Source organism: Bradyrhizobium genomosp. III (assembly GCF_000261705.1).
Taxonomy (GTDB): domain Bacteria; phylum Pseudomonadota; class Alphaproteobacteria; order Rhizobiales; family Xanthobacteraceae; genus Bradyrhizobium; species Bradyrhizobium ottawaense.
Genome location: NZ_AJQF01000511.1, coordinates 1 through 2,849, shown reverse-complemented (window position 1 = coordinate 2,849; position 2,849 = coordinate 1). Strand labels below are relative to the sequence as shown.

Genomic DNA, 2,849 nt, shown 5'->3' with positions numbered 1-2,849 from the left:
GCGGCCGCCGCGACGGTTATCGAGGTCGTTGCTGCCGCGAACGACAGCATTCAGGCTGCCACGAACGTCACTGAATTGGCGCAGGCCGGCCAAGTCGCTCAAGGCGCGGCTGCCGACCAACTCGCCGCGACCGATTTTTCGGATCAACAATCGATTGATCAGCTCACAGACCGTTTTGTCGATAATCTCGACACTGAGGTTGCGAATGCCGTGCTGATCCCGGTCGGTAGCGCCTTGTTGGGCTCGCTCGGCGATGACGTGCTTTCGGGCGGAGGTGGTAACGATCTGATCGATGGCCAGGACGGCAACGATCGCATCAGCGGTGGCGACGGAAACGACATCCTCTTTGGCGGCGCTGGCAAGGACTATCTCGGCGGCGGTTCGGGTGACGATATCCTCGACGGTGGCCCGGGCTTCGACCGCGCCGTCTATACCGACGCGACCGGCGGCGTCACGATCGATCTGGCGGCCGGAACGGCGTCCGGCGCCGGCGTGGGGACGGACACCCTCGTCAACATCGAAGCTGCCGTCGGCAGCGACTTTGCCGATACATTCAACGGGGCTGGCTTCACCGGCGATGCACATGTCCCGGGTAGCCCTGTCGGCTACAACGAGTTCGAAGGCGGAGGCGGCGACGACACCATCATCAGCAACACCAACAGTCAGGGCGCCGAGCTGACGCGCGTCTCCTATGTCAGCGCCACCGGCGCGGTGACGGTGGATCTCGTCGCCGGCTATGCCCAAGGTGATGCATCGGTGGGCCACGACACCCTCGTCGGGTCCGGCTTCAACGGCGTCTGGGGCTCCGCGCATAACGACACGATTCTGGGCAGCAACAATCCGATGTTCACCGCAGAGGTGTATTCGGGCTTTGCGGGCAACGACTACATCGACGGCCGCGGTGGCTACGACCGTGTGGACTACAACGTCGATCCGAACACCACGACGGGAATTACGGTCAATCTCGCCGCCGGATCCGTCACCGGCGATTCGACCGTCGGCACGGATACGTTGCGCGGGATCGAGGCGATCCGCGGCACCAACTTCGCCGATACCTACAATGCCACCGGTTTCGGCTCGGGCAGCGTCAACGCCGGCTCGAACGGGACGTTCAACGAGTTCACCGGCAATGGCGGTGACGACACCATCACCGGCAACGGCTTCACGCGGCTCGGTTTCAACAACGCGACGGCCGGAGTCCAGGTCGACTTCGTCACCGGCACCGCTACCGGCGATTCATCCGTCGGCACCGATCATTTCACCGGCGTCAACGCCGTCCAGGCCTCGATGTTCGACGACACGCTGCTGGGCGGGGCGACCAACGACACCTTCACCGGCCTCGCCGGCAACGACTATATCGACGGCCGCGGCGGCTTCGACGTCTCGTCCTACAACAACATCTTCTTCATCACGGGAAGCATCACCGTCAATATGGCGGCCGGCATCGTCACCGGAGACGCCTCGAACGGCACGGATACGCTTCGTTCGATCGAGGGCATTCAGGGCACCAACTTCGACGATACCTACGATGCGACCGGTTACGGGGTGGCCGGCGCGAATGTCGGCAACAACGGGACCTTCAACCAGTTCGAAGGGCTGAGCGGTGACGACGCCATCACCGGTAACGGCAACACGCGCCTGATCTTCGCCAACGCGACCGGCGGGGTGACCATCAATCTCGCGGGCGGCACCGCCACCGGCGACGGCTCGACCGGTCACGACACGTTCACCGGCGTCAACAGCGCCCTGGGCAGCAACTTTGCCGACATCTTCGACGCAACGGGATTCTCTGGTCCGAGCGGGACCTCGTTCCAGGGGCAGGGCGGCAACGACCAGATCACCGGCAACGGCGCGACGCAGATTCAGTACAACAACGCCACTGCCGGCGTGACCGTCAACCTCACTGCGGGCACCGCCGACGGCGACGGCTCGGTCGGCCACGACACCATCACGGGCGGCGTGTTCAATGTCCTGGGGTCCAATTTCAACGACACCATCATCGGCAGCGCCAGCAACGACAGTCTCTCCGGCAACGTCGGCAACGACATCCTGGATGGTCGTGCCGGCAACGACTTCCTCAGTGGCGGCGCCGGCGTGGACACCTTTGTCTATGCGAGCGGCGGCGGCTTCGACTTCATCCAGGACTTCGTCCATGGCCAGGACAAGCTCGATCTGACCGGGGTCTACGGCATCTTCAGCCTCTCTGACCTGCAAGCGCATGCGGTGCAGAGCGGCCCCAACACGGTCATTACCTTCAGCTCGGGTGACGGCCTCACGCTTCAGAACGTCAATCTGAGCAGCTTGACGGCGAGCGATTTCGTGTTCGGCGCGCCGGCCGCGCCGATCGTCGGCGACGGAAACGCGAACGACCTCGTCGGCACCGCCAATGCCGAATCCATCAGCGGTCTCGGTGGCAACGACCGCCTCCAGGGCCTCGGCGGCAGCGACCTTCTGGATGGCGGTGCGGGCTTCGATCGCGCCATCTATACCGATGCGAGCGGCGGCGTCGCCGTCAACCTCGCGGCCGGCACGGCCTCGGGAGCTGGCGTCGGGACAGACACGCTCATCGGCATCGAGGGTGTGGTCGGCAGCAATTATGCCGATACGTTCAATGCGGCCGGGTTTACCGGCTCGACCGGTCTGCCCGGCGTGGCCACCGGCCAGAGCGAGTTTGAAGGGCGCGGCGGCGACGATAGCGTCGTCGGCGATCTCAACGCCCTGGGGCAGGCAGTGACGCGATTGTCCTATCTGAGCGCCACCAGCGCGGTCATCGTCGACATCGGGGCCGGGACCGCGGATGGCGACGCTTCGGTGGGCCACGACACCTTCTCCAACGTCTCGACGATCTG

General features: G+C 64.7%; 1 pseudogene. It reads left to right on the top strand.

Annotated elements, in window-relative coordinates:
* Positions 1-210 precede the first annotated feature (210 nt).
* Positions 211-2,849 (top strand): annotated as a pseudogene (locus tag IC66_RS0139690) (hypothetical protein); the annotation flags it as partial.